The following is a 23,492-nucleotide window of genomic DNA, read 5'->3' on the forward strand; positions in this document are numbered from 1 at the left end:
CCGAGCGACATGTCGTGACGACCCGTGGTCACCTCAACCCGGCCGCGCTCCAACGCATTTGGGCACACGTCGGCGAGCCCGGGGACGAGTACCGCCGCGGCCCGCCTCGGATTGAACCAACCGTGCGTTGCCCCACTGGTTTCATGGCTTGGTCGACCCTGGCCGGGTCGCGGCGGGCTCTTTACTTGGCGTCCCTGGGGAGCTGGGCTGCCAGCCAGTCGCCGAAGCTGGTGGGGTAGAGGGTCACTTCTTCGCCCTCGACGGGCACGATCATGCGGTCGTCGAGCACCGCCCCGTAATACTTGGCCTGCGGGTCGGTCACCACTTCGCGGGTGTCGCCCGTCGCGGCGAACTGCGTCCGGATGAAGTCGTCCATGCCCCGCTTCTCCGGGCCGGCGATGTTGATCAGCCCCGCCGGCTCACCGACCGCAGCGCGGGTGACGGCCGTGGCCACATCCGCGGCAGCGATCGGCTGAAACGCGCCGTGCGGGGCGCGAACCGTGTCGCCGTCGGAAAGCGAATCGGCAATTCCCCCAACGAATTCGAAGAACTGCGTGGCTCGCACAATCGTATACGGCGCATCGGATTCCTTGATCAGCTTCTCCTGGGCGATCTTGGCCCGCATGTAGCCGCTCGCCGCGGCCCGGTCGGCTCCCACGATCGACAGCGCGACATGGTGCTGCACCCCGGCGGCACGCTCGGCCTCGAGCAGGTTGCGGGTGGAGGCCGTGAAGAAGTTCAAGACGTCGTCGTCAGCCCAGGATGGGGAGTTGGACACGTCCACCACCGTGTGGACTCCGGCGACGGCCGCGGCGAGACCGTCGCCGGTGACGGCGTTGACCCCCGAGCGAGGCGAGGCGGCGACAGCCTCGTGCCCCTGTTCGGTGAGTTGGGCGACTACCTGTGCGCCGATCAACCCGCTGCCCCCGATCACCAACACCTTCATGATCACGCCTTCCAGGTTTCCCCGATGCACTGCCTACTCAGCATGGTCCAGACCGTTGCGGGTCGGAACCCCTTGATGCGCCTAACCCTACGAGAAGCGTCGGACGAGACCGTCATCGGCGCTGGCGCCGCCACTTAAATCAATTGCTTGACTTAACGCGGCTTGCGCCGATTAACTCGTCGTGTGGTCAACGAATTGGACGGCACGGTCGCCATCGTCACCGGCGGGGCTTCGGGCATCGGTCGCGGCCTGGTGGAGCGGTTTGTGGCCGAGGGCGCACGAGTCGTCATCGCCGATGTCGAGGCCGACCGGGGCGAGGCGTTGGCCACCTCGCTCGGCGGCGCCGCCGCCTTCCGCAAGACCGACGTCTCCGATCCCGACCAGGTGGGAGCGCTGGTATCCCATGCCGTCGAGAAATTCGGCGGCCTGCACGTCATGGTGAACAACGCCGGCATCTCCAGCCCGCTGCGAAAGTTGCTCGACGACGACCTCGCCGATTTTCACCGGGTGATGGGGGTCAATGTGCTCGGCGTGATGGCCGGCACCCGAGATGCCGCACGGCACATGGCCGAACAGGGCGGCGGGTCGATCATCAACATCACCTCGATCGGCGGCATCCAGGCCGGCGGCGGCGTGATGATCTACCGCGCGTCCAAGGCGGCCGTCATTCAGTTCACCAAGTCCGCCGCAATCGAATTGGCCCACCACGACATTCGGGTCAACGCGATCGCGCCGGGCAGCATACCGACCCCCATCCTCGGGAAATCCGCGGCCGGCATGGACCCAGAACAACTGAAGCGATTCGAGGCGCGGATCCGTCAGGGCATGCGCGATGACCGGCCGCTCAAGCGCGAGGGCACGCCCGATGACGTTGCCGAGGCGGCGCTGTACTTCGCGACCGACCGGTCCCGCTACGTCACCGGAACCGTGCTGCCGGTCGACGGCGGGACGGTGGCGGGCAAGGTCGTTCGGCCCAAAAAGCACGAGGGATAGCGCGGCCTCACCGAGTTGGCTCAGGACCGGTCGACACAGCGGACCGGCCGTCCGTTCGCCTGGCGACGGATGAGGCCTTGGTCGGCGAAGGAGGACAGCCAGCCCTCCATCGGCCACCAACCCCAGCGTCGATGGAAGATCGCGGCATTGCGCAGTATGTCGTCCAGGTGTTCCACCGGAGGGTCGGCAACCGGATGGTACTGGTGGAAAGCGTGTGCACCCCCAACCCAGCGCATTGGAATCCGTTGCGCTGCGGCGGATTGCGCGAAATCGGTGTCCTCTCCGCCATAGCCGCGGTACAGCTCGCAGAATCCGCCGATCCGCCGCCACGTAGCGGCCTTCACGGCAAAAGACAGCGACCAGAACAGCTTGTAGTCCGTCGCGGCGACGACCGTGCCGTCCGGTGGGGCCGGCCGGGCGGGATGCGGAGCAGGCTCCGACCGAATCTTTGAGATCACGTAGCCGCCCGGGCCGGGCGGCCGCAGATACGTCACTGGCCCGCACAGAATCGCGTCCTCGTGTTCTGGACGGGCTGCGACGCCGCGGTAACGGCCGAGCAGCTCGGCGCCCGGGATGCAGTCGACATCGAGGAAGACCATGAGGTCCACGGCATTTCGAAGCGCCTCGGCGGCACCCGCGTTGCGCCCCATCGCGACCGGCAGCGGCGGTACGGCCGGACAGTCAAGGACCATCGCCGACGCCCCCAGCTCACCCACGACGGTGGCGATTTCTGGGTCGCCCAGCGCGACCACGATGTGCAGGTCCGGCCGCAGCGCGGCTGTGGCGAGGCCCTCGAGCTGCCTGCGCAGGTGGGCGCCGCGGCCGTGAACAACGGTGATGACCGCGGTCCGCATCACGTGCCGTTCCTGCAGCGACGGGCTGTCGACTCGATCGCCTCGGCGGCGCGGCGCGAGGCCCCGTCCACTTCCCACCGCCGCCATCGATGGGGATCGATTGCCATTGCGTTGGACAGCAGCGCGGCCCAATCCCTCGGGTCGGGCAAGCCCTGCGTGACGACGGCAAGCCGGTGGCGCTGCAGCGCCCGAGCTGTGGCGTGCTGCTCGTCGAAGGGGCGGGGCCTCGGGATGACTACCGCCGGGCGCTGTGCCGCGGCGACATCGGCGACGCAGCCTTGACCCGCGTGTGTGACGACGACATCCGCCGCCCGAATCTTCGGCCACGGATCATCTGCCCATGAACCGTCCTTGCCGCCGAGCGCCGTCCAGGAGAGCACCGAATGCGCTGCGGCACAGTCCTGTAACGACGCACCCCATTCCTCGCCCGCTCCGCTCAAAACGACTACCTGTGTTTCGTCCAGTGGTCGGATGCGCACCGACGATGTGGGCTCGTCGTCGGAGCGGTCGCGACCTTCGAAGCGGCTGATGCCACCGACGTAGCTGGTCTTGTGTTCCCACTGCCGCAGCCAGGGCGGCACACACAGCGCCCTCGGCCAGGCGGCAACGATGTGATCGGCCAGCCGGTGCACAAACACATGCGGGCCGTCTATCCGCTTGCCGGGCAACGCCATAACGATCACCGGCACGCCGAGGAGCCGGACGAACGCCGCGACTTCGACCGACACATCGACGACCACGGCCTCGGGCCGCGCCTGCGATACCCATGCCGCGATTTCGTTCATTCGCCCGCTGAAACCAGCGTCGTGATGCGGCGCCCAATGCAGCGCGCCATGCGCGGTGACTTCGTGGGGCCGCGCTCCCTCGTCATCGCGCGGTAACCTCACGACGTCCGCAAAGGGGTGTGGATCCGGGATTTCCAGCGACGTCATCGCCGTCATTGGGCGGCGCATCCGGGCGCAGATGCTCATGGCCCGCGCCAGATGGCCGAATCCGTGGTGGTGAATGTAGTAACCGATCATGTGTCCTGCCCGCGGAGTCGTCGATCATCTGTCGGTACAAGTCGATGTAGGCGGTAATCATCGACTCGGCCGAGCATCGACTAATGGCGTGCTCGCGCACCTGCTTTCGTGGCAGCTGGACCACGCCGGGAATGGCCTCAGCCATCGCGGTGACGTCGCCCGCGGCGACGAGTTGGCCGGACGAGGAACTGATGAGTTCGGGGATGCCGCCGCGGGCGAACGCCACGACGGGGGTGCCGCACGACATCGCTTCGGCGACGACCAGACCGTACGGCTCGTCCCAGGTCGGGGTGACGAGGGCCGCCGCCGAATGACCGACCAGAGCCGCCAACCGTTGGTGGTCGAGATGACCCGCATACTGGATGTCGCCATGCAGGTGAGGTTCGACCTGATCGACAAAGTAGCCGTGGTCCGAGACCGGTCCGGCGAGAACCAAAGGCCTGCAAGCGACTTTGGCCGCGGCGATGGCTAGGTGGGGAGCCTTTTCGGGCGTGATGCGGCCAAACCACACGAGCTTGGGACCGCCGGCGCCGAGGGGCCATTGACCGGTGTCCACGCCGTTCGGGACGACCGCGATGTCACGGACGACGTTTCGCCACGCGGCCGCGGTGTGGCGGGAGACGGCCGTAAAGCGAGTGCCTCGTCCGGTGGCGGCGCTGATCGCCGACTCGAGCCACGGGGTCGGCGGTGTATGCACCGTGGTAAGCATCGGGGTGGACAACGTCGACGCCATCGCCACCGGAAGGTAATGGAGGCTGTGGTTGTGGACCACGTCGAACTCTTGGCTGCCGGCCCCCGCAAGCCACAGCATGAAGGACAGGTACGCATGGTGGTCGGCCATGAACGCCGCCGGGGGCATCGACACGTCGTGGCGTGCCGCCGCAGAGAGATCCAACGGACGCACGTCGAGCATCTGGCACTTCAATCCCGGGTCCGAACCGGACGCTGCGAACAGTGACACTCGATAGCCGCTGGACGCCAGCGCGCGGGCCAAGTGGCAGACGTGCGCTTCCAGCCCCCCGGCAAACGGTTGGCGAATCGGATAGCGGGTGGAGGCGATCAAGGCCACGCGCAGCGGTGCCGTCATTTCAGGACGCCGCGGTAGATGGCGCGATGCGCGGCGGCAAGTTCTCGCCTTTCGGTGAGCCGGTCGACCCAGCCGGCCCGGGGAGCGGGGTCACCGGCGGCCCAGCGCGCGTATGCCCGGTGAATCGCATGGCACAGAGATGCTTGGTCGAAGCCTTCGTCGCTGTAGCCGAAGACCCCGCAGGGACGTTGCTGGTGATAGAAGCCGCAGCTCGGGGCCAATACGGCGGTTCCGAGATCGTATCCGGCCTCCAGCCAGCCCGAGTGGGTGCCGAACCGATAGGGGAGTACAGACACCGTCAACGACGACAGGTACTCCCACAGCTCGTCGTCTGAGAAGTACGGGTGCACGCGGACCCGGACGTGCTCGTGGCGGTCATAGCTCAGCAGTGCCGCGCCGGTCTTCGGCGCGAACCAGTGATTGTCGGAATCGAAGATCTCGTCGTGGAGGTCGACCTGCAGGATCGCGTCGGGCAGCGAGGACAAGATCTCGGTGAGCGCCTGGACGAGGGGCAAGGGGTCCATGTTGGCGCGCAGGCTCTTGGCGTGGATGCCGACGATGAATTGCTCACTGCGGGCGCGGGGTTTCTCGATCCAGTCCCTCTCGAGCACGTGAGGATGCGGCAGCACGCGAACCCGCCGTGCCCAGTTGTGCCGAATCAGCTCTGCAGCACCCGGCGTTAGCGTGATCAGTTCGTCCGCCGCGGCGATCAGGACGTCTTGCTGCGCGGTATGGGCTTGGGGTTCCGGGTGATGCGGATTGCGCAAGTCGTGCACCGTGTAGACCAGGGGTTTTTCGTGCACCTTGAGCTCGTGGACAACTCCGGTGAGCACCTCGGGACCGATAGCGTCGAATCCGAAGTGAACGTGGAACACATCGAATCGTGAGTGATTCTCGCTGACCCATCCCGGCTCGAGCATGAGCGGCGGCCACCAGCCCCCGGGCACGGTGCGTCCGTCCGCCGGAACGGGATCATCCAGCCGCACAACGGAATCCGCGCTTGGATCCCCAAGGTGGCGTACATAAACGTGTGACGCCGGCACTGAAGCGACGCGTAACAACCCAGCCTCTTCCCGGAGCTCGGTTAGGGGGGCGGCCGCGGGCCCTGGCGGCACTGTCCCGCCTATCGGCAAACAGAACCGTTCCTCCTCGCTGAAGAACAGTAAGACCGTGCAATACCCGCCATCCGCACGCCCAAACGCGGAGTCGCGGCCGCGCACCCGCATGGCGGATTGCGCAATTAAATCAATCGCTTGACTTAAACCACGGCAGGAGGTTGACTGATCCGATGACCACCGCCGGCCGGACCGTTCGCACCGAGCGGGCCAGTTCCACCCAAGAGGCGATCCTGGTGGCCGCCGAGCGCCTGTATGCCGAACACGGCATGTTCGCGGTGTCCAACCGGCAGGTCAGCGAGGCCGCCGGTCAGGGCAACAACGCCGCGGTCGGCTACCACTTCGGCACCAAGGCCGACCTGGTGCGGGCGATCGAGCAGAAGCACCGCGGGCCCGTCGAGCAATTGCGCGAGCGGATGGTGACCGAGCTGCTCGAGACGGGCGGTGCCACCGAAATGCGCAACTGGGTGGCCTGTTTGGTACGGCCGCTCACCGATCACCTGGCGGAGCTCGGCAACCCGACGTGGTACGCGCGTTTCGCGGCGCAGGCGATGACCGATCCCGCCTACTACAACATCATCGTCAAGGGCGCGCTCAGCTCGCCGTCGTTGGTCCAGGTGGTCGAGGGCATCAACCGCTGCCTGCCCGAGCTGCCGGCCGAAGTGCATTTCGAGCGCAACATCATGGCGCGAAACCTGTTGATGCACACCTGCGCCGACCGTGAACGCGCGCTCGCCGCAGGCGCGGTGACATCCCATCGTTCATGGCGGGCCGCGGCATCCGGGCTCATCGACGCGATCGTAGGCCTGTGGCTGGCGCCCGTGACGGCGTACGAGTGAAGGGCGTGCGAATGAAAGTGACTGTCGATCAAGACGTTTGCGCTTCATCCGGGAACTGCGTGATGAACGCGCCCGAAGTGTTCGACCAGCGCGATGACGACGGCGTCGTCGTGCTGCTCAATCCCAGTCCCACGCCCGAGCAGGCCGAGGGCGCGCGCCGGGCCGCGGCGGCCTGTCCCGCGCTTGCCATCCACATCGAGGAATGAAAACGATGTCCGACACCCTGACGAGCACCGCGACGGAGCACACGTCCGAAATTCCGGACTACCCGATGGCCCGGGAACCGCGCTGCCCCTTTGCCCCGCCGCCAGATGTCATGGCGCTGGCCGCAGCCAGACCGCTGTCCCGGGTCCGGATTTGGGACGGCAGCACACCGTGGCTCATCACGGGCTACGAGCAAGTGCGCGAGCTGTTTTCGGATTCACGGGTCAGCGTCGACGACCGGCAGCCCGGGTTTCCGCACTGGAACGAGGGCATGCTGTCCACGGTGCACAAGCGGCCGCGATCGGTCTTCACCGCCGACGGCGAGGAGCACACCCGATTCCGGCGAATGCTGTCGAAGCCGTTCACCTTCAAGCGTGTCGAGGGTCTGCGCCCGACCATCCAGCGGATCACCGATGAGCACATCGACGCGATACTCGCCGGACCGCAGCCCGCCGACATCGTCAGCGCGCTGGCGCTCCCGGTGCCCTCGCTGGTGATCAGCCAGCTGCTGGGTGTTCCCTACGAAGACGCCGACATGTTCCAGCATCACGCCAACGTCGGGCTCGCGCGTTACGCCACCGGCGAGGACACCGTCAAAGGCGCGATGAGCCTGAACAAATATCTCGCTCAGCTGGTCGAGGCCAAGATGGATAATCCGGCCGAGGACGCGGTTTCCGATCTCGCCGAGCGGGTCAAGGCCGGTGAACTCAGTGTGAAAGAGGCCGCTCAGTTGGGCACCGGCTTGCTGATCGCCGGGCACGAGACCACATCCAACATGATCGGGCTGGGCGTGCTTGCCCTGCTGGAAAACCCCGACCAGATGGCCGTCATCCGCGACGCCGATGATCCGAAGGTCGTCGCCAGCGCGGTGGAGGAACTGCTGCGCTACCTGAGCATCATCCAGAACGGCCAGCGCCGCGTCGCTCTCGAAGACATCCACATCGCCGGCGAGACCATCCGCGCCGGCGAGGGCATCATCATCGATCTCGCCCCGGCCAACTGGGATTCGAGCGCGTTCGCCGAACCGGACCGGCTGTACCTGCATCGCTCCGGAGCCGACCGCAACGTCGCGTTCGGCTATGGCCGCCATCAGTGCGTCGGGCAGCAGCTGGCCCGCGCCGAGCTGCAGATCGTCTTCCACACGCTGGCGCGGCGCATTCCCACGCTGCGACTCGCCATTCCGCTCGAGGAGGTTCCGTTCAAGGATGACCGACTCGCCTACGGCGTCTACGAACTGCCGGTGACCTGGTAGCCCAGCTCGCTACTTGCAAAGAAATTTTCGCGGATCCGATTGGAGGGTCAATGATGACGACGAAGCCTTGCCTGCTCTATCCACCCGGCGGTTACGGCGCTCCGAAGGACCGGCGCGGTCACGCCGCGGGCAGCGATGTCGGCCTGCCCAAGGGGACCGTGGTGTTCTCCGCGGACAACCACATCTCGCTCGCCGATGACATCTTCTACCAACGCTTCCCGGACGACCTGAAGGACAAGGCGCCGCGGATCTGGTACGAGGACGGCGCCTACCAGGTCGGCCGCAAGGGCCAGTCGTTCCTGCCCGGCGACTTCAGCGCCGTGCTCATGCAGTACGACGACCTGCCCGGTGCCGCGAGCACCAACATCGAGGCCCGCATCCAGGAGTTGCACGACGACGGCGTCGAGAAGGAATTGGCGTTCCCCAACGCGGTGCTGGCGCTGTTTCACTACCCGGACAAGCAGCTGCGCGAGCTCGCCTTCCGCATCTACAACGAATACATCGCCGAGCTGCAGGAGCGCGCAGGCGGCCACTTCTACGGGGCCGGACTGATCAACTGGTGGGACCCGCAGGGCACCAGGAAGACGCTCGAAGAGCTGAAGTCGTTGGGCCTCAAGACCTTCCTGCTGCCGCTCAACCCGGGCAAGGACGACGACGGCAACATCATCGACTACGGCAGCACCGCAATGAAGCCCGTCTGGGACGAGATCGAGGCCGCCGGCCTTCCGGTGACCCACCACATCGGGGAGACCCCCCCGAAGACCCCGTGCCAGTTCAACAGCGTGGTGGTCGGCATGATGATCAACATCGACGGATTCCGTGAGCAATTCGCCAAGTACCTGTTCACCGGGATTCTCGATGACCATCCCGGGTTGCGAATCGGCTGGTTCGAGGGCGGCATCTCTTGGGTGCCGTGGGCGCTGCAGGACGCCGACCACCTGATGGGCTCCTACCAGCACATGTTCAACCGCGCTCTCGAGCACGAACCGCGCTACTACTGGGACACCCACATGAGCGCCTCGTTCATGGTCGACCCGTTGGGCCTGCAGCTGATCGACCAGATCGGGGTGGACAAGGTGATGTGGTCCAGCGACTACCCGCACAACGAGAGCACCTACGGCTATTCCGAGAAATCGCTGAAATCCGTTGTGGACGCGGTGGGTCCGGAGAACGCGGTGAAGATCGTCAGCGACAACGTCACGAAGTTCCTGGGTCTGTAGTGACGACGTTCGCGCGACTGGATGCCAACACCGGCCACGGGCTGGTGATCCCCGAAACCGCCGACCTGGCCCGCCTGCGCCGCGAGACCGGGGCGCGGCTGCGCTCGGCGATGGGCGAGCGCGGTGTCGACGCGATGATCCTGCTGGGCAACAACGCGGTGGTCTATGCCACCGGAGCCAGCTGGCCGCTCGGCGACGCCGGATTGTCCTACGTCGAGCGGCCGGTGGCCGTGGTGCTCGCCGACGACGAGTGGCCACACCTGTTCCTGCCGTTCCGCGAGGGTGCGTCCCAGGAGTCGGACCTGCCGGCCGATCACCTGCACGGGCCCGTGTATCTCGAATTCGACGAGGGCGTCCAGCACTTCGCGCGTCAGCTGGCAGATCTCATCCCGGCCAAAGCGGTGGTCGCGGTCGACGAGTTCACCGGCGCCATGTCGCGTGCCGCCGAGGTCTTGTTCCCGGGCGGGGCACCCGTTGACGCCGCGGCCATCGTGAGCGCCGCCAAGTCGGTCAAAACGCCGGACGAATTGTCGTGCATGCGCACCGCGATCCGGATCACCGATGAGGCGATGGTCGAGGTGCAGAAGCGCCTGGCGCCCGGGATCCGTCAGATCGATTTGTCGGCAAGCTTTTTGCGCCGCGCCTTCGAGCTGGGCGCGACGGCCAGCATGCTCGAACCGATCTGGCAGGTGATGCCGCCCAGCAAGGCCGAGGGGGTGTGGACCACGCACGGTGATCTGGCGCTGCCGCTGCTGACCACCGAACGCGAGCTGGCCGAGGGCGACGTGCTGTGGACCGACGTCAGCATCACCTATCAGGGCTACTGTTCGGACTTCGGGCGCACCTGGATCGTCGGCCGCGATCCGTCACCGCGTCAGCAGGCGCAGTTCGACAAGTGGTTCGAGATCATGAGCGCGGTGCTGGGTGTCGCCAAGGCCGGTGTGACCGCGGCCGATCTCGGGCGCGCCGCCATCAAGGCCAACGGCGGCAGCAAGCCGTGGTTGCCGCACTTCTACCTGGGCCACGGTATCGGCGTCAATGCCGCCGAAATGCCGATGATCGGAACCGATCTCGGCCAGGAGTTCGACGAGAATTTCGTCCTGCAATCCGGGATGGTGCTGGTGCTAGAGCCCGTGGTGTGGGAGGACGGCACCGGCGGCTATCGCAGCGAAGAGGTCCTGGTGATCACCGAGGAAGGCTGGATCCGTTTGACCAACTACCCCTATGACCCCTATGGCTCCCATGTCAGTTGACGTCTGCCCTGACGAGCGCACGCTGCGCCTGGGGCGCCGCGAGCGGGCGCTGGCCCAGATGGCGGCGCACGATCTCGACGTCCTGGTCCTCGGCCGGCAAGCCAATGTCCGGTATGTCACCGGGGCCCCGCAACTGTGGGTCGCCGGCACCCGGCCCTTCGGCCCGACGTGCGTGCTGGTGCGTGAGACGGGTGCCGTCCACCTCCTGAGCACCTGGGACGAGGGCGTTCCCGACGACATCCCGCACGAAAACCTCTACGGCATCTCGTGGAACCCGATGAACACCATGTCGGCGCTGCAACGCATCGACGGTGCGGCGACGGCACGGCGCGTCGGAACCGACGCGCTGTCACCGGTTTTCGCGCAGTTGCTGCCGACCGCATTTCCCAACGCGCAGCTCGTCGATGGCGAGCTTGCCATGCGGGCGGCGCGCCGAATCAAGACGGACGAGGAGATCGCCGCGATCCGCGAATCCGTCGCGGTGGCCGAGTCGGCGCTGGCCGTCGCGGTGTCCGAGTTGCGGCCGGGGGTGAGCGAGCAGGCGCTGGCCGGCGTCTTGCTGGAGGCAGCCGCGGCCGGCGGGGTGAGCACCCCGTCGAATCAGGATGTCGCATGGGTGACTTCGCGCAAGCACCCATGGCGGCGGGCACATGGCGATGGTCGTATCCAAGACGGTGACCTGGTCGCGTTCTCCGCTGGAGTGCTGGCGGGAGGCTATGTCGGCGAGGTCGGCCGCACCTGGCCGGCCGACCCCAGGACTGCGCCCGACGGGGCCGCCGTCCTGCAGCGTCGCTGGGAGCACTTGTGGGACAAGCTGATCGGCGCCTGCCGGCCCGGCGCGGGCGCGGACGAACTGCTCGCCGCCTACGACGCCTCGGGCGAGCCCGCGCCGCCGATGCCGGTGGCCCGCGGTCTCGGCATGGGGTTCGACCCGCCCGTCGTGTCCCAGCACCTGCCGACCACCGCGGCCGCCGAACGCCTCGAGCCCGGCATGGTGCTGGCCGTGACGGGCTATGTGTGGGAAGAGGGAGTCGGCGCGATATTCGGGCGAGAAGCGGTCCTGATCACCGCCGCCGGCCCCGAAGTGCTCACCGGTAGTCCGTTCTGGCAGCCGTAGCCATGGCCAAGCGCTCGGAGCCGGCGGCCGAGGAGATCATCCGCTACGACAAGGACACCACGACGCGGATCGCCACGATCACGTTCGACCGGCCGGACTATCTCAATGCGCCGACGGTCGCCGCGCGGGTGCGCTACGCAGACCTGTTGCACCGGGCCAACATCGACGACGACGTCAAGGTCCTGGTGGTCCGCGGTGCCGGCGACGACCTGGGTTCGGGCGCGGACCTCACCGAGGTCATGCAGATGCGCGACGCGACCGACCAGGGCCCGCGGCTCGCCGAGTACCGCATCGGCGCCGACGAGGTCCGATATCCGCCGCAGGGGTCGTTCCGGAACGGCGCCACCCTCGGCCAGTGGTATGCCAACCCGAACTCGGGCATCCGCGGCCTGCAGGACTTCAAAAAGATCAGCATCCTCGAGGCCAAAGGCTACTGCTACGGCTGGCACTTCTACCAAGCCGCGGATGCCGACCTGGTGATCTCCAGCGACGACGCGCTGTTCGGGCACCCGTCGTTTCGCTATTACGGCTGGGGACCGCGCATGTGGTGGTGGGCGCAGACCATGGGCATCCGGAAGTTTCAGGAAATGGTGTTCACCGGAAGGGCTTTCACCGCCGCGGAGATGTATGACTGCAACTTCCTCAACAGCGTGGTGCCGCGGGCTGAACTCGAGGCGGAGGTGGGGAAATACGCGCTCGCCTGCGCCAGTAACCGGCCCACCGACACGGTCTTCATGCAGAAGGTCTTCTTCGAGATCATGAAGCAGTTCCAGGGCGAATACCTGGGCAGCATGCTCAGCGGCGTATTCGAGTCGTTGGGAGGCAGCGTCCGCCCGGACGCGGGCGACGAGCTGATGCTCGATGACGCGATGCAGCGGGGCCTGGGCGACGCGGTCAAGGACAACGACGACAAGTTCCCCGCCGAATGGCGGCTGAGCAAGAAGGCGCGCAAACAAGCCAAAGCGAAGAAAAAGAAGTAGTGGCAGACATCGAACCGCCGCTTGCCGGCTATACCGTGATCGACCTGACCACCGGGATAGCGGGGGCCTACTGCACCAAGCTGCTTGCCGACGGCGGCTCCAGTGTCGTGAAAGTGGAGCCACCAGAGGGTGATTCGCTGCGGACATGGTCGGCCTCGGGCGCCGCCATCCCGACCGGCCGCGACGGCGCCCTGTTCAGCTTCCTGGCCGGGGCGAAACACAGCGTCGTTGCCGATCCCGCCAGCGACGACGACACCGAACTGGTGAACCGGCTGCTGGGCGCCGCGGACGCGGTGGTGTGGTCAGCCGGCTCCGAAATCGCCGCGCACCCGGCCTTCACGCCGCGCGCCATCCATGCCCGGCACCCGCATCTCGTCGTCACCTCCATCACCCCGTTCGGCCTGGAGGGCCCCTGGCGCGACCGCGCGGCGACCGAGTTCACGCTGCAGGCCTGGTCGGGGGGAATCGTCGGGCTGGGCCGCGGCGAGCAGGAGCGTCCGCCGGTCTTCGTCGGCGGTCAGGTCGGTGAATACTTGGCCGGCGTCTACGCGAGCGTGGCCACCCTGGCATCCCGATGGCGCCGAATCGACGGCGGCCCAGGGGAACTGCTGGACCTGTCGATGCTCGAGACGCAGATCCTGTGCCTGACCTATTACCCGGTCTCCTACTTCGAACTGCTCGGGCGGCCGTGGCGAGACATGCGGCGGCCGACGATTCCGGGAGTGGCTCAGGCCAAGGACGGCCTGGTCGATCTCGGGTGTGGGACCGCCCAGCAGTGGTTCGACTTGTGCGCGATGGTCGGCCATCCCGAGTGGATCGACGAGCAATCGCCGCTGTCGATCACCGAGCAGGCGAACATCCACGCCGAGGAGATCTTCGCCTGGCTGGCCGACACCCCGGTCGACGAAATCCGGGAACTGGCCTCGGCATTCCGCATCCCCAACGCGCCCGTCGCCAACGGCGCCAACGTGACCTCGTTCGATCAGTTCCTGGAGCGCGATTCATTCGTGCGCAATCCGCGCGACGGCTTCCAGCAGCCCAGCCACCCGTACCGCATGCGGCCCGCGCGGCTACGCCAACCGCAGCCGGCGCCGCGGCTGGGCGAGCACACCGAGCACTACCGCGCCGCGCAGCTACGGCCGCGGCCTACGCCGAGCGGAGCCGCGAAGGCGTTGCCGCTCAGCGGCATCCGGGTGCTGGACCTGACGACGTTCTGGGCGGGCCCGTGCTGCACCCATTCGCTGGCCTTGCTCGGCGCCGAGGTCATCCACGTCGAGTCCACCCGCCGTCCCGACGGCACGCGGATGATCGCCGGCATACCGCTCACCGAGGACCGGTGGTGGGAGAAGTCGCCGATCTTCGAGGCACTCAACACCAACAAGAAGGGGCTGACCCTGGACCTGCAGAGTCCGCGGGGCCGGGAATTGTTGCGTGAGCTCGTCGCGACGTCCGACGTGCTGGTGGAGAACTTCACGCCGCGGGTGCTCGACCAGATCGGCCTGGATTTCGCAGCCGCTCAATTGATTCGGCCGGACATCGTGATGGTGCGGATGCCGGGCTTCGGCATCGAGGGACCGTGGCGTGACAACCCGGCGTTCGCCTACGTCATCGAATCGGCCTCCGGGGTGAGTTGGCTCACCGGCTACCCGGATCGCACGCCGTATGACCCGTATTCGATCGGCGATCCGAACGCCGGGGTGCACGCGCTCAACGCGATACTGCTCGCGCTCGAGCACCGGCGCCGCACCGGCGAGGGCGTGTTCGTCGAAGCGGCGATGGTCGATGCCGCGCTCAGCATCGCCGCCGAGCAGGTGATCGAGTACTCGGCGTACGGGGCCGTGCTGCACCGCGCCGGCAACCGAGGACCGACCGCCGCGCCGCAGAACCTCTATCTCAGCGCCGACATCGACGAGTTCGGCCGGCCCGACAGCTGGGTCGCAATCGCCGTGACCACCGACGCGCAGTGGGCCAATCTGGCCCGGGCGATCGGATCACCCTCGTGGGCAACCGATCCCGCGCTCTCGACCGAGGCGGGCCGGCGGCTGCATGAGGATCGAATCGACCAGCGACTCGCCGCCTGGTGCGAGCACCGCACCCGCGACGAAATCGTCGCAACCCTGTGGGACGCGGGCGTGCCGGTGGCCAAGGTCATGCAACCGCACCGGCAAGCCGAGCTCGAACAGCTGGCATTCCGGGACTTCTTCGAAGTCGTCGACCATCCCGTCAACGGTCCGGCTAGGCTCAGCACCGTGCCGATGAGGTTCTCGACGGGGCCCGACAAGTTCCACACCGCGCATGCGCCGTTGCTGGGGCAGCACAATCACGAACTGCTGTCCCGGCTGGGCTTGTCGGATTCGGAGATCGCCGAACTGGAAGCCGACGGTGTGATCGGCAGCGCACCGGCGATGCACGCGCGGAGCTGAACGACGATGGCGATCGACCCCTCGAACATTCTGCTCACCGACCGCGTCGCGGTGGTGACCGGCGGGGGAGCGGGCATCGGTCGCGGCATCGCCGCCGGCATGGCCGCATTCGGTGCGCGGGTGGCGATCTGGGAGCGCGACCCGCAGACCTGCGCCCAGGCATCCGACGCCATCGGAGCCCTGGGAATCGTCACCGACGTCCGAGACGCCGCCCAGGTGGACGCCGCCCTGGAGCGCACCAGCGCCGAGCTGGGCGCGCCGACGATCCTGGTGAACAATGCCGGCGGCGTGTTCTCCTCGGCCCTCCTCGACACGAGCGAAAACGGCTGGGACGCACTGTATAAGGCGAACCTGCGCCACGTGCTGCTCTGCACCCAGCGAGTTGCCCGGCAGATGGTGGCCGCCGGTGTTGGCGGCAGCGTCATCTCGGTGACGTCGATCGAAGGCGTGCGAGCCGCACCGGGCTATGCGGCATACGCCGCGGCCAAGGCGGGTGTCATCAACTACACCAAGACCGCGGCCCTGGAGTTGGCGCCGCACGGCATCCGGGTCAACGCGATAGCGCCCGATATCACGCTCACCGAGGGCCTGGCCGCGCTCAACAGCGACGGTGCGGCGGCGGCGATGGCCGACATCGTGCCGCTGGGGCGTCCCGGTCATGTCGACGAAATCGCCGGCACCGCGGTGTTTTTGGCTTCCGACATGTCGGTCTACCTCACCGGTCAGACGCTGCACGTCGACGGCGGCACCCACGCTGCCGGCGGCTGGTATCACGACCCCCAGACCGGTGATTACCGGCTGGGCCCGACGCCCTAGCGGCGGTCGCGGGTGCGGTGAAGCCGGGCGCCGGGGGCACCTTCCGCCCGCGGGGGACGGGGCGCCGCCATCAACCTAGTGCGTCCAGCCCTCGGCGGCCTGTTCGTCGAAGGTCCGGTCAATGCGCTCGAACCGGCGACGGATCGAGTCCCGGGCGGCCCCGTGCGGCAGCACGTACAGCCGATTGGCCAGGATCGCATCGGCCGTCAACCGCGCGACGTCGTCGGCGCCGACCGCCTCGTCCTGGGTCGGCAGTGTCCCAAAGGCGCCCTCGGGCGACGCTGAGAGTCCGTAGTCGGCGCCGCGAATCCGTTCGGAATTGGAGACCAGCTTGGTCTCGACCACCATCGGGCACAGCACCGAAACCCCGATGCCGTTGGGCTTGAGCTCGCGGGCCAGCGTTTCGGCGAGTCCGACGACCCCGTACTTGGCGACGCCGTAGGTACCAAGGCCGTTGTTGGGCACCAGCCCGGCGAAGGACGCGGTGAATGCGATGTGTCCGCCCGTGCCCTGATCGATCAGCCTCGGGACGAACGCCTCGACGGCATGGATCGAGCCCCAGAGGTCGATGTCGATCACCCAGCGCCAGTCGTCGTGGTTCGTCTGGGCCATCGGTCCCGCGACGACGATGCCCGCATTGCTGAACACGACGTCGACCTGGCCGAGCAACCGGAACGACTCGTCCGCGAGGTGAACCATCTCCTCGAGGTGCCGGACGTCGCAGAGCACCCCATGCGCGTCGAACCCCTCGGCGCGCAGCCGATTCACCGCCTGTTCCAGTGCGGGCTGATCGACGTCGGAGAGCACAACGCGGGCCCCCCGGCGGGCGAATTCGGTGGCGGTGGCCAAACCGATGCCGCTTGCACCGCCGGTGATGACTGCCCCGCGTCCCTGGAAATCGTCCATAGCTGCCGAGCGTATTACCTCCCGCGGTGGACGGTGTGAGGGACATCATGTAGGTAGCACGCTAACTATTAGGGCACGATGTAGTGATGGCCGCCCCGACCATTCGCCACATCGATCCGCTGGCCCTGGAACACCAGGTGTGCTTCGCGCTGGCGACCACCAACCGGGCGGTGTTGGCGGTGTATCGACCCCTCCTCGAGCCGCTCGGGCTGACCCATCCGCAATATCTGGTGATGCTGGCACTGTGGGATCACCGCAAGACGCCCGGGGCCGACCAGTTTCCCTTGTCGGTCAAGCAGATCGCCGCGGCGTTACAGATGGACTCCGCGACGCTGTCGCCAATGCTCAAGCGCTTGGAGGGGCAGGGGCTGATCACTCGTGCGAAGAATCCCGCCGACGAGCGCACCACCGATGTGACGCTCACGCAACGCGGAATCGCGTTGCGGCAGAAGGCACTTGCGATTCCGCCCGCCGTCGTGGCGCGCCTGGGTGTCGAGCTGTCCGAACTCGAGAACCTGCATCGAGTACTCACCCGAATCAACGCCGCCGCCGTGGCGGCGGGCGCACTGCAATCCTGACATCACCGCGAGGAGCCATTATGACCGCCGCAAAACCCAATCTCTGGCAGCGCATCGGCTATGCCTACGGCCGGCGACTGCCCGACTCGATGCGTGACTGGGTGGCGCGCGATCTGGCCGGGGAGGGTGCCATTCGCCGGCACATGATCAGGTGGGCCATACCGCCCCTGCTGGTCCTCGCCCCGTTTTGGTTGCTGCCCGCCTCGCTCTATGTGCACACGGAGATGACGGCGCCGCTTTACATCTGGGCGTTGCTGATAACCCTTGCCCTGAACAAGGTCTGGCGCCGGCACCGGTTGGCCGTCCATGGGCTGGACCCGAACCTGGTCGACGTGCTCAACCGGCAAAAACAGGCACGGATGCACGAGGACTACGTCCGTCGCTATGGCCCGCGACCCGAATCGGCCGAATGGCAGTCGAACAGCAGCCCCTTTTAGCGGCTACTTGAGGCAGCTACCCGCGTCGATGGGCAGGGTCACGCCGGTGATGTAGCGAGCCTCGTCCGAGGCGAAGAACAGCACCGCGTTGCTGATGTCGATCGGCTCGACCCAGGGGATCGGCAGCGTGTGGAACAGCTGACAGATCGGCGCCATGTCGTCGGGCCCCGGGTTTTCCAGGTCGGGGCGGAACATCTTGAAGGTGCCGTCGTTGTGCAGCATCGGCGTCTTGACGTGGGTCGGATGCACCGAGTTGACGCGAATCATGTGTTGTCCCAGTTCAACTCCGAAGGCGCGCATCAGCCCGACGACGCCGTGCTTGGCCGCGACGTAGTGACCGGTGTGGGGGTAGGCCTTGAGCCCGCCCACCGAGCTGGTCAGGATGATCGAACCGCCGTTGCCGCCCGCGATCAGATGCGGCACACCGGCTTTCACGGTTTTCCACACCCCGGCCAGGTTGATGTCGATCATCTCGGTCCAGTCTTCTTCGCTGGTCTTGTCCAACGTTTCACCGCCGTTGCCGATCCCGGCGTTGGCCACGATGATGTCGAGCCGGCCGAGCTGCTCGACCCCGGTGTCCACCGCCGCCTTGAGCGCGTCGAAGTCACGCACGTCGACCTCGGCCGTGAAGATCCTGCGGTTGTGTCCCTTGACCAGGTCGGCGGTCTCGGCGAGGTCCTCGGGTGTCGATGCCGGGATCGCGGTGTCCACGACGCCTTCGCGGATGGGCTTGCAAATGTCGATGGCGATGATGTCGGCGCCCTCCTGGGCCAACCGCACCGCGTGACTGCGGCCCTGACCGCGCGCCGCTCCGGTGACGAAAGCGACTTTGCCCTCAACACGTCCGGTCATGGCTACCTCAACTCCTGACTTGATCTGTCGGCACGCCTGCGCCGGCGAACGATGCGTTCGGGACCGCGGGTCTTGCCGCCCTTGAACTCTGTCATTCGGCCGTCACGGGTGTCAATGACGAATCCGTTTCGGCTATTTGTGATTCTAGATATTAGAGAATCTCATTCTCACCGGCAAACGGCGTGCGCTATTTGCTCATGGTGAGAAACGGGAGAACGCGGGCGCGTTCGGGGTGCTACGCGACGAATCCGCGTGAGCAGAAATCCCACACCTCTTCGGCGGTGATGGGATGGGTCGTCGCGTCGTCGGGGCCGCCGCTGGATTGCGCGATGAACATCACTGTCTGCATGGTCATGGCGGCCACCCGCTTGGGATTGATGGTGGTGCGCAGCTTGCCGGCGTCATGCGCCGCGTCCATCAGTTCCGTCAGCAACGCGAGCAAGGGCGCGTGGGCGACCTTGACCTCGGCCGGATGCGTCACCAGCAGGCGAGGGGCAAAGTCCGTGAACAGTGGACGCTTGGCCGTCGGGTCCGGGCGGGACGCTTCGTAAAGCAGCTGAACGGCGACCTGCAGCCGCTGCAGCGGGTCGGCCTGGTTCTCGGTGGCCGCGCGGATCTGGTCGGCCGACCGGCTCAGCGCGTCCTCGAAGAGCGCCAACAGCAGCTCGTGCTTGCCGTCGAATTGCAGGTAGAAGCTGCGCAGCGACTGGCGGGAGCGGTCCACGACCTCCTGCACGGTAAAGTCCGTGCTGCCCTTTTCGATGATGATGGCCTGGGCGGCGTCGAGGAAGCGCTGAACACGCTGCGCCGCACGCAATTTCGCCGTTTTGATCGACCGCTCGACCGCACGCTGCTTCCAGGCCGGCTCTTCGCTTGGATTGGTCACGGCCGACTCAGGTGATTGCCGCGCGGGGAGAACATGGTTGGACTCTACCGGAGAACGCCGTGACATCGCTGCGCTCGACCCCCTCACGGATCACGTGTCGGAGATTGTAACTTTCTTACCACGAGAATACTATTCTCTTAGACGTGTGTATGGAAGCTTAATCGCAAGAGTGAACCACGTCGTCGGCGGAAACCCTGATCTACCGACGCGTGGGAGTGCTCAGGACTATCCCGGGAAGTGCTGTGCAGCTGACATTTGACGCCGACGTGGAGGCGTTCCGAGCCGAATTCGTTGCTTTCCTCGACGCGCATCTGCCTGCCGAGGCCGAGGCGTTGGTGCGACCGCGGTCGAGCTCGGACATCCCGGAGTGGGCCCGCCGATGGCAACGCCTGTTGTTCGACAGCGGCTGGCTACAGCCCGGCAATCCGCCGGAGTTCGGCGGACGCAACGCGACGCTGCTGCAGCAATACGTGTACTCCGAAGAGTTGTCGCGCCGGCGGATCTATCAGAGTTTCAATCCGCAGGGTGTCGGGATCATCGCGGCGTCGTTGTTGTCGTTCGGCACGCCCGAACAGAAACAGCGTTGGGCGGTGCCGATCCTGCGCGCGGAGATCACCGCGTCGCTGGGGATGAGCGAACCCGGCGCGGGCTCGGATCTCGCCTCGCTGAAGACGCGCGCGGTGCTCGACGGAGACCACTTCGTCGTCAACGGGCAGAAGGTGTGGACGTCGGGTGCACATCACGCCGACGTGTTGCTGACATTCGTGCGCACTGATCCGGACGCGCCAAAGCACAAGGGGATCAGCGCTTTACTGATCCCCACCGACATCCCCGGTGTGGTGCGGCGCCCGTTCGCCTCGGTCGGCGACATCGAAGACGTCGACTTCAACGAGGTCTTCTTCACCGACGCCCGGGTGCCGGCCGAGAACCTGGTGGGGGAGCTCAACGCCGGCTGGCGCGTCGCGACCGGTTCGCTCGGCCACGAACGCGCGATGCTGTGGCTGGATTACGCGGACATGCTGCACGCCATGACCGTCGAGTCGAGTCCTTCGGGCCCGGTGCAGCGGGATCGATACGCGACGCTGGTGATGGATTATTACGCGATGCGGCTACTGGGGTCGGCGACGCTGGCCAAAGCCGCGCGCGGCGAAGAGGACGTGCCCGCCCAGTCGGTGCTCAAGCTGCTCGGCTCGGAGGCGATGCAGCGCGCCTGTGAGGACGCGCTGGCCGCCAAGGACGCCGAGGGACTGGCGCTGCGTGGGGTCACCGCCCCGTTCGCCCCGCTCAACCTGGACAGCCACTACGGCAGCTGGTTTGACCGGTACACACGCACCTTCGCCGCCACCATCGCCGGTGGCACGTCGGAGATTCAGCGCAACATCATCGCCGAACGCGTGCTGGGGTTACCGCGCAATTGATCTGTGCGTCAGTGGTTTCGGGCATCAAGGCGGGCGTAGTAGCCGATCGCCACCAGTCCCGCCACTATCGCGATCGTTCCTAAGACCATGCCGGCCACGGCCGTTCGGCGATTGTCCGCTTGGCCGCGGGCCACCCTCCGCCGGGCGATATCGCCGGTCACCACCGCCGCGATGCCAAAGGGCACCCCGAGCAGCAGCCAGCAGGTGATGAGTCCGACCAGGCCCAGCAACACCGAGGCGACGCCGAACTGGTTTTGTGGTGTCTGCGCCTGACTCATTGCGTCCCACCTCCCAGGGCGCTATCGCCCCCGCGAAGCATCTCATGCTCGGCGGGCGGTGGGGTGCGGGCCCGGCCGTTACAGCTGCGCGAGCCGGGGCGCGGAGCCGGTCGCCACGACCGCCTTGCCGGCCTGACGTGTCAATTCTCGTGAACTACCCAGCAGCCCGTCGAGGATCAGCGACCGCTTGACGTGATGATGCAGCGGGTGTTCGGCGGTGAAGCCGATGCCGCCGAGCACCTGCTGGCAGTGACGCGCGGTGGTCAGCGCCGCCTGGCCGGCCGCGGCCTTGGCCAGCAGCGAAGCCAGCCCCTGGGGGTCATCACATTCCGTGGCGGCCTGCAGCGTCGCCTCGGCACCCTCGATCGCGACCAGCGCCTCGGCCAGCCGATGCCGGATCGCCTGGAACGAACTGATGTGCCGACCGAACTGCACCCGGTCCACGGCGTGTTGACGAGCCAGGGTCAGCATGGCGCGACTGGTGCCGACCAGCCACCATCCCAGGGCTCGCCACCCCGCATGCAGCGCGGCGGTCGGCAGGGAATCGTGTTGCGGCACAGGGTGTATTGGCAGCAGCTCGTCGATCGCCGAGTCGGTGTGGTCACGGCGCTCCCACAGCACCCAGGTGCCGCCGGCGAACGGCAGCGGCAGCGTGCCCCCGGGCGCGTCGCCCGCCGCGCACAGCACCACGTCGTTGAGCACGGGAGCGTGCGCGCCGGTCTCGCCGAGCAGTTTGAACACCAGAGGTATTGCGATGTCGGGCATTTCGTCGAGCATGTCGCGCCAGCCGAGCTCGGTCAGCGCCGCGTCGAGCTTGGCTCCCGAGGCGGCCGTCATCGTCGTCCGCAGCGACTCCGCCAGCAGGCGCAGCGATTCGGGATCGGATTCGGTGTCCGGCGAAGGGGTCACGTTCACTCCTTCCCGAGATCGAGTAGCCGGCGGGCGATGATATTGCGCTGAATCTCGGCGGTGCCGCCGTAGATCGTCGCGGCACGCGAATACAGGTATTCCGAACGCCACGGTGTGTCCTCGAGCTCGAGTGTTCCCGGCAAGACGTCGCGGACGGTGTCGTAGAGCCGCTGCTCCGCGGTGGCCAGCAGCACCTTGTCGATGGAGGTGTCCGGCCCCAGCCGGGCCCCGTCACGCATGCGATGCTGGGTGGCACGCGATCGGCAGCGCAGCGTGTGAAGCGCCAGATAGGCTGCGCCGAGCGCGGATTCGTCGGGTCCGCCGGTCTGTGACGCCGTGGTGATGAGGTCGTCGAAACGCGAGTAGAGATAGGCGATCCGTTGCCAGAAGCAGGCGGAGCGTTCATAGGGCAGCAGGTCCATGGCCAGTCGCCAGCCGTCCCCGGGCTTGCCCAGCATCCGGCTGGCCGGAATCACCACGTCGTCGTAGTACACCTCGCAGAATTCGTCGACACCGTGCATCGTGCGCAGCGGGCGGATGGTGATGCCCGGGGTGTCGAGGTCGACGAAGAACGCGGTGATTCCGTCGTGCCCGGGCGCGGTGCGGGTGAGCAGGACGCACCGGGTGGAGAACTGTGCGAAACTGGTCCAGACCTTTTGCCCGTTGACGATCCAGTTGTCGCCTTGCTGCGTCGCACGGGTGGTCAGCGAGGCCAGGTCACTGCCCGACCCAGGCTCGGAAAAGCCTTGGCACCATTGCTCTTCCCCACTGAGCAGTCGAGGCACCATTTCCTTGGCGAGCTCGGCGGGGGCGTAATCGATCATCGTGGGCGCGAGCACCTCGAGCATCGAATAGGGGCCGGGTTCGGCCAGCCGGCGACCGACCACCTCTTCGCCGACGATCGCGCGCAGCACGGCGGGCCCGCCCAGCCCGCCGACCTCGACGGGCCAGCCGAACCGCATCCAGTCGGCGTCGTAGAGCGCGCGGCTGACCCGGGCGAACTGCCGCATGTGCCCCTGCAGCGAGTGATCGGGCCCGGGGGTCAGATCGTTGTCGTCGAGCCATGCGCGCAGGTCGGCCCGGAACTGCTCGACATTCACTTCGATG

General features: G+C 66.9%; 24 protein-coding genes. 13 read left to right on the plus strand and 11 right to left on the minus strand.

Features of this window, described 5'->3' with window-relative positions; all coding sequences use genetic code 11:
- Window positions 1–181: 181 nt before the first annotated feature.
- On the minus strand, window positions 182–946 hold the full coding sequence (locus AC5Y5B_RS16715) for an SDR family oxidoreductase (RefSeq protein WP_112631236.1): 765 nt from the start codon (window positions 944–946) through the stop codon (window positions 182–184).
- A 183-nt stretch (window positions 947–1,129) separates the two neighbouring features.
- Here AC5Y5B_RS16715 and AC5Y5B_RS16720 point away from each other — a divergent pair, with 183 nt between their 5' ends.
- Window positions 1,130–1,939 carry an SDR family NAD(P)-dependent oxidoreductase gene (locus AC5Y5B_RS16720; RefSeq protein ID WP_112631083.1) on the plus strand — a complete coding sequence of 270 codons (810 nt, stop codon included), beginning with the start codon at window positions 1,130–1,132 and terminating at the stop codon, window positions 1,937–1,939.
- A gap of 20 nt (window positions 1,940–1,959) precedes the next feature.
- Here AC5Y5B_RS16720 and AC5Y5B_RS16725 read toward each other — a convergent pair whose 3' ends face one another.
- Genes AC5Y5B_RS16725 through AC5Y5B_RS16740 form a run of 4 tightly spaced genes read right to left on the minus strand, consistent with a single transcriptional unit; the run spans window position 1,960 to window position 5,945 of the window.
- Window positions 1,960–2,793 (minus strand): glycosyltransferase family 2 protein, encoded by an 834-nt coding sequence (locus AC5Y5B_RS16725; RefSeq protein WP_112631081.1) that lies wholly within the window; start codon window positions 2,791–2,793, stop codon window positions 1,960–1,962.
- Window positions 2,793–3,725 carry a glycosyltransferase gene (locus tag AC5Y5B_RS16730; RefSeq protein ID WP_240631642.1) on the minus strand — a complete coding sequence of 311 codons (933 nt, stop codon included), beginning with the start codon at window positions 3,723–3,725 and terminating at the stop codon, window positions 2,793–2,795. Before AC5Y5B_RS16730 ends, AC5Y5B_RS16725 begins: the two co-directional genes overlap by 1 nt.
- Window positions 3,661–4,902, minus strand: a complete 1,242-nt coding sequence (locus AC5Y5B_RS16735) for a glycosyltransferase family 4 protein (protein WP_112631077.1) — start codon at window positions 4,900–4,902, stop codon at window positions 3,661–3,663. Before AC5Y5B_RS16735 ends, AC5Y5B_RS16730 begins: the two co-directional genes overlap by 65 nt.
- Window positions 4,899–5,945, minus strand: a complete 1,047-nt coding sequence (locus tag AC5Y5B_RS16740; RefSeq protein ID WP_112631075.1) for a glycosyltransferase family protein — start codon at window positions 5,943–5,945, stop codon at window positions 4,899–4,901. Before AC5Y5B_RS16740 ends, AC5Y5B_RS16735 begins: the two co-directional genes overlap by 4 nt.
- A gap of 245 nt (window positions 5,946–6,190) precedes the next feature.
- On the opposite strand from AC5Y5B_RS16740, the gene AC5Y5B_RS16745 reads away from it, so the two are divergent.
- From AC5Y5B_RS16745 to AC5Y5B_RS16785, 9 genes are all read left to right on the plus strand, one after another.
- Window positions 6,191–6,856 carry a TetR/AcrR family transcriptional regulator gene (locus AC5Y5B_RS16745; protein ID WP_112631073.1) on the plus strand — a complete coding sequence of 222 codons (666 nt, stop codon included), beginning with the start codon at window positions 6,191–6,193 and terminating at the stop codon, window positions 6,854–6,856.
- 11 nt (window positions 6,857–6,867) lie between these two features.
- On the plus strand, window positions 6,868–7,062 hold the full coding sequence (locus AC5Y5B_RS16750) for a ferredoxin (protein WP_112631232.1): 195 nt from the start codon (window positions 6,868–6,870) through the stop codon (window positions 7,060–7,062).
- A 5-nt stretch (window positions 7,063–7,067) separates the two neighbouring features.
- Window positions 7,068–8,312, plus strand: a complete 1,245-nt coding sequence (locus AC5Y5B_RS16755; RefSeq protein WP_112631234.1) for a cytochrome P450 — start codon at window positions 7,068–7,070, stop codon at window positions 8,310–8,312.
- Between the two features lie 158 nt (window positions 8,313–8,470).
- The gene (locus AC5Y5B_RS16760) at window positions 8,471–9,532 is read left to right on the plus strand and encodes an amidohydrolase family protein (protein ID WP_205869004.1); all 1,062 of its coding nucleotides are present in this window, start codon (window positions 8,471–8,473) and stop codon (window positions 9,530–9,532) included.
- Window positions 9,532–10,785: a M24 family metallopeptidase gene (locus AC5Y5B_RS16765; protein ID WP_112631071.1), complete on the plus strand. Its 1,254-nt coding sequence runs from the start codon at window positions 9,532–9,534 to the stop codon at window positions 10,783–10,785. The genes AC5Y5B_RS16760 and AC5Y5B_RS16765 overlap by 1 nt, the downstream gene beginning before the upstream one ends.
- Window positions 10,775–11,902, plus strand: a complete 1,128-nt coding sequence (locus AC5Y5B_RS16770; RefSeq protein ID WP_112631069.1) for a M24 family metallopeptidase — start codon at window positions 10,775–10,777, stop codon at window positions 11,900–11,902. Before AC5Y5B_RS16765 ends, AC5Y5B_RS16770 begins: the two co-directional genes overlap by 11 nt.
- Window positions 11,903–11,904: 2 nt before the next feature.
- Window positions 11,905–12,882 carry an enoyl-CoA hydratase/isomerase family protein gene (locus AC5Y5B_RS16775; RefSeq protein ID WP_112631067.1) on the plus strand — a complete coding sequence of 326 codons (978 nt, stop codon included), beginning with the start codon at window positions 11,905–11,907 and terminating at the stop codon, window positions 12,880–12,882.
- A complete protein-coding gene (locus tag AC5Y5B_RS16780) occupies window positions 12,828–15,305 on the plus strand; it encodes a CaiB/BaiF CoA-transferase family protein (protein ID WP_112631065.1) in 2,478 nt (825 codons plus the stop codon). The genes AC5Y5B_RS16775 and AC5Y5B_RS16780 overlap by 55 nt, the downstream gene beginning before the upstream one ends.
- Before the next feature lie 6 nt (window positions 15,306–15,311).
- A complete protein-coding gene (locus AC5Y5B_RS16785) occupies window positions 15,312–16,121 on the plus strand; it encodes an SDR family NAD(P)-dependent oxidoreductase (RefSeq protein WP_112631064.1) in 810 nt (269 codons plus the stop codon).
- Window positions 16,122–16,196: 75 nt separating this feature from the next.
- Here AC5Y5B_RS16785 and AC5Y5B_RS16790 read toward each other — a convergent pair whose 3' ends face one another.
- Window positions 16,197–17,027, minus strand: coding sequence for an SDR family NAD(P)-dependent oxidoreductase (locus tag AC5Y5B_RS16790; RefSeq protein ID WP_112631063.1), 831 nt, complete (start codon window positions 17,025–17,027; stop codon window positions 16,197–16,199).
- A gap of 86 nt (window positions 17,028–17,113) precedes the next feature.
- Here AC5Y5B_RS16790 and AC5Y5B_RS16795 point away from each other — a divergent pair, with 86 nt between their 5' ends.
- The gene (locus AC5Y5B_RS16795; protein WP_112631062.1) at window positions 17,114–17,605 is read left to right on the plus strand and encodes a MarR family winged helix-turn-helix transcriptional regulator; all 492 of its coding nucleotides are present in this window, start codon (window positions 17,114–17,116) and stop codon (window positions 17,603–17,605) included.
- A gap of 20 nt (window positions 17,606–17,625) precedes the next feature.
- Entirely contained in the window at window positions 17,626–18,042 is a 417-nt protein-coding gene (locus AC5Y5B_RS16800; protein ID WP_112631061.1) for a DUF5313 domain-containing protein, read from the plus strand.
- A 3-nt stretch (window positions 18,043–18,045) separates the two neighbouring features.
- On the opposite strand, the gene AC5Y5B_RS16805 is transcribed toward AC5Y5B_RS16800, so the two are convergent.
- Window positions 18,046–18,894, minus strand: a complete 849-nt coding sequence (locus tag AC5Y5B_RS16805) for a mycofactocin-coupled SDR family oxidoreductase (protein WP_112631060.1) — start codon at window positions 18,892–18,894, stop codon at window positions 18,046–18,048.
- Between the two features lie 235 nt (window positions 18,895–19,129).
- Entirely contained in the window at window positions 19,130–19,780 is a 651-nt protein-coding gene (locus AC5Y5B_RS16810; protein ID WP_112631059.1) for a TetR/AcrR family transcriptional regulator, read from the minus strand.
- 242 nt (window positions 19,781–20,022) lie between these two features.
- Here AC5Y5B_RS16810 and AC5Y5B_RS16815 point away from each other — a divergent pair, with 242 nt between their 5' ends.
- A complete protein-coding gene (locus AC5Y5B_RS16815) occupies window positions 20,023–21,198 on the plus strand; it encodes an acyl-CoA dehydrogenase family protein (RefSeq protein ID WP_112631057.1) in 1,176 nt (391 codons plus the stop codon).
- A gap of 8 nt (window positions 21,199–21,206) precedes the next feature.
- Here AC5Y5B_RS16815 and AC5Y5B_RS16820 read toward each other — a convergent pair whose 3' ends face one another.
- The 3 genes from AC5Y5B_RS16820 to AC5Y5B_RS16830 form a co-directional block, all read right to left on the minus strand.
- Complete coding sequence (locus AC5Y5B_RS16820; RefSeq protein WP_112631055.1) at window positions 21,207–21,476, minus strand: DUF4190 domain-containing protein; 270 nt, start codon at window positions 21,474–21,476, stop codon at window positions 21,207–21,209.
- A gap of 78 nt (window positions 21,477–21,554) precedes the next feature.
- Complete coding sequence (locus tag AC5Y5B_RS16825; protein ID WP_240631648.1) at window positions 21,555–22,313, minus strand: acyl-CoA dehydrogenase family protein; 759 nt, start codon at window positions 22,311–22,313, stop codon at window positions 21,555–21,557.
- A gap of 74 nt (window positions 22,314–22,387) precedes the next feature.
- Window positions 22,388–23,485: an acyl-CoA dehydrogenase family protein gene (locus tag AC5Y5B_RS16830; protein ID WP_112631052.1), complete on the minus strand. Its 1,098-nt coding sequence runs from the start codon at window positions 23,483–23,485 to the stop codon at window positions 22,388–22,390.
- Window positions 23,486–23,492 lie beyond the last annotated feature (7 nt).

Source organism: Mycobacterium sp. NGS33, assembly GCF_059812885.1.